The 5,937-nt window shown below is 56.8% G+C and carries 1 pseudogene; it reads right to left on the bottom strand.

Annotated elements, in window-relative coordinates:
- A pseudogene (locus tag RMSM_RS37245) lies at positions 1–5,898 on the bottom strand (hypothetical protein); the annotation flags it as partial.
- Positions 5,899–5,937: the final 39 nt, after the last annotated feature.

Raw genomic sequence — 5,937 nt, 5'->3', positions numbered from 1 at the left:
AGGCGTCGTGGTGGTACTCAATCGATACGTCCCAGTCAGACTGCCAACAGCCTGGGCCGACAAATAGTACGTCCCGGAAATGGCGGGCACGTACGTGATCCGAGCGTTCCGATTGGTGGCTCCGTCGACATCGTCATCCGTAACGATTTCGTTTCCATCGGTGTCGATCAATCGTAGCAGCGGGTTAGTGAGTGTTCCTTGGCTGGTCGCGGAGCCTTCTAAATCGAAGGTATAGCTGTTGCCGACCGACATCGAGACGGCGTACCAATCTTGGTCCCCACCAAAATCGATCGAGCTGGCGGACGACTCAGGAACATACAAGCGAGCCGGCGTCGAGGTATTCCCAGGGATGTCGTGCGTGAACCGAGTGCTCAGCGTGTAGCTGCCTGTGCGGCTGGAGTAACCGCCTGCTGACAACACATACATTCCCGATACGCTGGGGGTAAACTGGAGATGCGAATTCAATCCAACTCCACCATCATCGTTGTAAGCAACACGCCGGTTGGAACTGTCGAACAGCCACAGATACGGATCAGAAATGCTTCCTTTGCCCGTCGCTGAACCTTCGAGATCAAACGTGTAGCTTGTTCCCGCAACCAAATAAACCGGGTGAGCATTGCGTTGATAGGCCACCGCGACATTACCCGTGGCAATGCCAGGAACCGAGAAGCCAGAGATCACATCATTGGAGATCGTCAGCCTGCTGGTGTTGTCCAGCGACACGCTCCAGTTTTGATCCAGCGTCAGCGTGGTGGCGGTATTGCGAATGATTGTCGCGGTTTGCCCCGCACCGCGGCCAGCGGACACGGTGACAGTTCGGTCAACAAGGCTATTGTCCGCGAACGAAGCTCCGCTGAAGTCGATCGTCAAGAACGAAGCGGCTCCTTCGACCACGTCGGTCGACCCATCGGTCTCGCGGACCAACACGGTCGGTGCGTCCGCATCACTGGTGCGAACCAGCACGGGCTGGGTGAACACGTCCTGGTACCCGGGATTTTTGTACGCGTAGCTGACGTGCAGATCGCTGCCCAACACGGTCGTGACATCGCCCGCGGCGCGGAACACGATCTTGTTGCTGATCAATTGCCACACCGGCTTGCTAGCCGTCCCGGCGGGCACCAACGGATCGTATTGATTCAGGCTTTGCCCGTTGTAGGTCACCGAAGTGATGGACAGCGGCTGCTTGCTCAGCCCAACAAACTCGACTGGCTCCCCTTCGGCGATGATAAAATCATCGGTCTTACTGAGCACCGCATCGACATCGACCGATGTCGTTACAAATTGGATCAGATTGGTGTGGAAACCTTCTCGCAGCAGATCATGCGATCCGACCACGACGACTTGTTGAGCAATATTCCAGTTCGCCGAACTGAACGTCAGCACGTTTCCGGCAATGGGGCTGCCGTCCAGGTTTTGCAGCACCAATTGGGTGCCATCGTATTGCAGAGCGACATTCACCGCCGCGGTTGGTTGACGCGAAAGTTTGACGAACACGACGTCGCGTTCGCCGAGATGGTCGCCGTCGCCGCCTTCGATCACCGAGGTGACGGTGTCGAAATCGTCGACGATCAAACCGGATACAGTTGAATTGATTCCCTTGGTCTCATCGACGATCAAGCTGGCCTCGTCGTTGTCGTGAATTTCGACACCAACGCTGGCGACCGCCAGACCATCGTAACGCGCGATCCGATACAAACTTTCGCCAGCGACTGGATCGGTTCGCCAATCTCCGTTCAGAATCAGCGTCGTGCTGTTCAGTGCTCCCAGTACCAAACGCTGTTGGCCGGCACCGGGGCCGCCGACGATCTCGATCGTAGCGCCGCGTAGCCCCTCGGGTCCAAAACTGGCATCGGTAAAGTCCGCCGCACTGGCGGTAAAGGTTGTTCGTGTGTCCAATTCCGCAGGGAAACTTGGATCGACCGGCAGCCCCACGGGACTTTCGTCGATCCCGGTGACTTTTCCGATCAACGCGTCGTCGATGCGAATTTGGAACTTGCTGTCGACATCGGGCGAATCGCCTTGTTTCCAGCCTCGGTCGAGCGTCAGATTTAAATCACCGAGGATTCCTTTATGGAATGTCGCGGTGCTGGCGTCGGCGGTGAACTGCAAATCAAACGAGACACGCGAAGTACCGTAGTAGGCATCAAAATTGTTTACGTGTGTCGACGGGGTGAACGTTAAATCGATGTGCCCATCGTCGAGCATCGACTGCAATTGCGATTGAGTCAGCGCAATCGACGCCGTCATCGGTGTATACCAACGCCCGTCGCTGCCGCTAAAGAACGACCGCGTCACGTCGCCGTCGATATTGACCGTCAAGTATTCACTGGTTTGATCAAAGTCGCCTTCGACCGAGATCTTCAGGATTGCACCCGAGGTGACATCGACTCGCTGGTCTGCTGGTGTCAAATCCAGGGCGAACGTAGCGACATTGGGCGAGTAGATTCCGGTTTGAGACCCGGTCAGCGTGACCTTGCCTTCGGCACCGGTAATGAACCGGCTCTGTCCGGTGCCCAAACCGTCGACGATCGTGACTTGGCGGCCGAGCAGATCATCGATGCTGTCAAGGAACGGGTTGGTCGGATCCAGCGGATCGGCGACCGAGAAGATTGCATTGGCCGCTGATAGCGGGTTGCCCGTTAAAACGCTGCCGTCCAGGTCGATCCAGTAGGTGCTGGTAGCATCCGGCAACTGGCTGACGGCCAACCAGGATCGATCGACCGTCAATTGCATGTTCCCATCGACCAATCGAGCGTCTTCGATCCGGCGTTCTTGCACGGTCACCCCGTCAGCCAAGGTGACACGAATACTTTCACCTAAGAACTTGTAGAACGGTTCGTTGGTGGCAATGGTGATCGTCGGCTGATCCACCACCGCCAGCGGGCTGCCTTCGACCGACGCCGCGCTGGAAACAACCAAGTGGTTTACGACCGCGGACTGCTTTCCTTCCAAAGCGGCGTCGTTGTAAGTGAACGACGCAGTTTCGGACAATTCAGGCCGCGTGAACAACAGCCCCGTATCCTCTTGAGTGACCCCGTCAGCGCGGATTTCCACTCGCTGGGGGATCATCCAATTGTCGGCGGTGAATTTCAGCGTCACGGCCGAACCGTCGGCTTTCATGTCCGCTCCGCTGGCCGGACTGGTCAAACGGAATGCCAATGCACCAAGTTCACGGCGATCGGGACTCGGTAGCGGTGCGAGTGCTTTGACGAGTACGTCAAACCCTAACATTGGGGCTCGCGACAAGACAACTTCGTAGTAATCTAGCAGTGATGTATCCGTGGACGCCGTTTCGCTGATGATGCTCGATCCGCCGCTTGTGCGAATCGACACAAAGGGTTCGTCGTTATCAGCAACATTGGCGGAAACGCCGAACAACTTCAAATCTTGATAACGCAAATCGTTCGAGAAGGTGACATCGTTGGCGATGATCCCACTGTGACCGAGCAAGTCATTGCTGACCACCGGCGGCGTGTCACCGGACATGTTGAAGGTATCTTCGCCAAGCCCACCATACAGCTCCGTCAAGAACGTCACGGACGTGCTTTGCACAAAGAAGCGATCGTTACCCTCGGCACCATCGACTCGCAGCGATTCGATATTGGTGAAATCGATCGTCAATCCGGCACCATAGACGCCGGCGTTGGTGATGACAAAATCGTCACCGAACTCGGTTCCGATCACCGTCAGCGTGTCGAATCCGTCGCCGCCGTTGATATGCACCGGTGCATTGACGGCGTACTGGACAAGGTCCGCTCCGGCACCACCGGTGATATCGGTGCGAGCTCGCTCGGGTTCGCGTGAACCAATCAGTGCAAACGCTCGAACTTCGAAGTCGTCATCCCCTTCGTCCCCGTTGAGCGACAGCACCGCTTTGTTGTGGAACACGACAAAGCGATCGTTTCCGAGTCCGCCATTGACGGTCATCGGCGAACTGATGCCGTTGGACAGAAAACCGCGGGTGGTTTCGATCGTGGCAAACACATCGTCGACCGAAACGTTGGCGTCTTCTTCGTTGCGTTGGCTACGGAAGAGTTGGCCGATTTGGAAGGTGTCTTCGCCGCCTTCGCCATTGAGCGTGATTTCCGCCGCGGTATCGTCGGCCGCAAAATAGTCGTTACCAAGCCCGCCGTTGACGACGATTCGCTCGACGCCAAGGTAGTTGATCCGCTGGACGGCGGGATCGTAGGCTGGATCGGTCGGTGCGTGATCGGGATCGCTCAGCATTGCGACAAACGCGTTGGATCCACTGACGCTGGCTCGCAACAGGAAGTGGTCGTCAAACAAGGTCCCGGTCGCAACAAAGATGTCGGTGTCTTCCGCCGGCCCGCTTTCGACGATTTGGATCAACGAATTGGCTTTTCCAGCGACGAACAGCACTTGATAGGTATCATCACCGGATTGGCCATCGAGGATATCGTTGCCATCGCGTGATTTGATCAAATCGTCGCCATCGCCTCCTTGGATCCGGTCGCTGGCCAAACCGCCATCGAGCGTGTCGTTATCGGATCCACCTTGCAGCAAGTCATTGTGTTGTTCGCCGTACAGCACATCGGCGCCCGAGCCACCGTCGATGGTATCGTTACCGAAACCTCCAAACAGCAAGTCGTCATCCTCGTCGCCGTACAGTGTGTCGGCATCGCGACCGCCTTCGATGCGGTCGCGTTGGGCACCGCCGCGAAGCGTGTCACGACCGATCCCGCCCAGGATAATGTCGACGCCTGTTCCGCCTTGAACGGTGTCGTTGCCGGTGCCGCCATCGATCAGATCGTCGCCGTCGCCGCCATCAATATCATCATCGTCTCGCCAACCACGAATGATGTCTGGTCCAGCGCCACCGCGAAGCGTATCGGCACCATCACCTCCGAACAGGATATCGGCACCGCTAAGAACTCCTGCTTCATCGTCACCCCACAGCGTGTCGTTGCCTTTGGCACCATCGAGGGTATCGTCGCCGGCACCGCCAACCAATTTATCGTTGCCCGAACCACCGACGAGAATGTCGTTGCCTGCACCACCGTGCAAATCGACACTGAGAAACACGTTGGGCATGACAAAAACACTGTCATTGCCTGTTCCACCAGCGCCCGTGATTCGAACCACGTCGCGGAATTCCTGGTGAAAATTGCGGCCGGAAACGATGATATTTTGTCGGCCGGAATCGTCCGGAGCACTCGACGCACCGACGTAGAGCGTGCTGTTCTGGCCATCGTGGAACACCAACGTCAGCACACCACCACTCTGGTTTCCAAGCACCGTCGCAGAGTAGTCGGCGGGATTCACCGGGATGGTGAATCCGATCGTGATCAAGTTGACGCGAATATCGATCAGCTTGAAACCGATCGGCAACAGCGGGAAATCGCTAGCGCTATGGGTCAGGAAGATCCCGACTTTGACGCTCGCAAACACATCGGCGCGAACTTCAATCCGCAGCCCGTCATCAAATGCATCGTCTCCGTCGCCTGAATAAGAACCGGCGGAGAAATCTTGAGAAAAGCTGGTCAGAATATCGAATTCATTCGCACGAACCCGCCCATCGCCGCTGGGGTCGTGAAAGTTTTGGTCCTGGCCGAGATGCAGCGACAATTCAAAACCAACACGGGCTTGGATGAAGTCCGCGAACCTACCGCCGGCGACCACCAAAAATGGATCGACGAAAACGCCAAGCCCGACTCCGCCGAGAATCCGCACCTGGGCTTCATCCATTCGCGTGCTGGCGCCACTGGCCCCGAGTCCCGAAGCAGCTCCGGATTGGCTGCCTGCACCGACATTTAAATTCCCGATAGCACTGGGGTTTGGCTCGACGCCTTCGTAGTCATCAAAGTAGAAACCATCAACGATGTCGTCGGAGTTTCCGGTGATGCCAAACCGTTTCAGTCCGGTGGTGTCGAAGGCCATCGTATAATCAGCCCGGGCTTCGAACGAGATCGAGATAAA

It is taken from the genome of Rhodopirellula maiorica SM1 (assembly GCF_000346295.1).
Taxonomy (GTDB): Bacteria; Planctomycetota; Planctomycetia; order Pirellulales; family Pirellulaceae; genus Novipirellula; species Novipirellula maiorica.
Note: the sequence above shows the minus strand (reverse complement) of the source record. Positions and strands in the feature narration are given on the sequence as shown.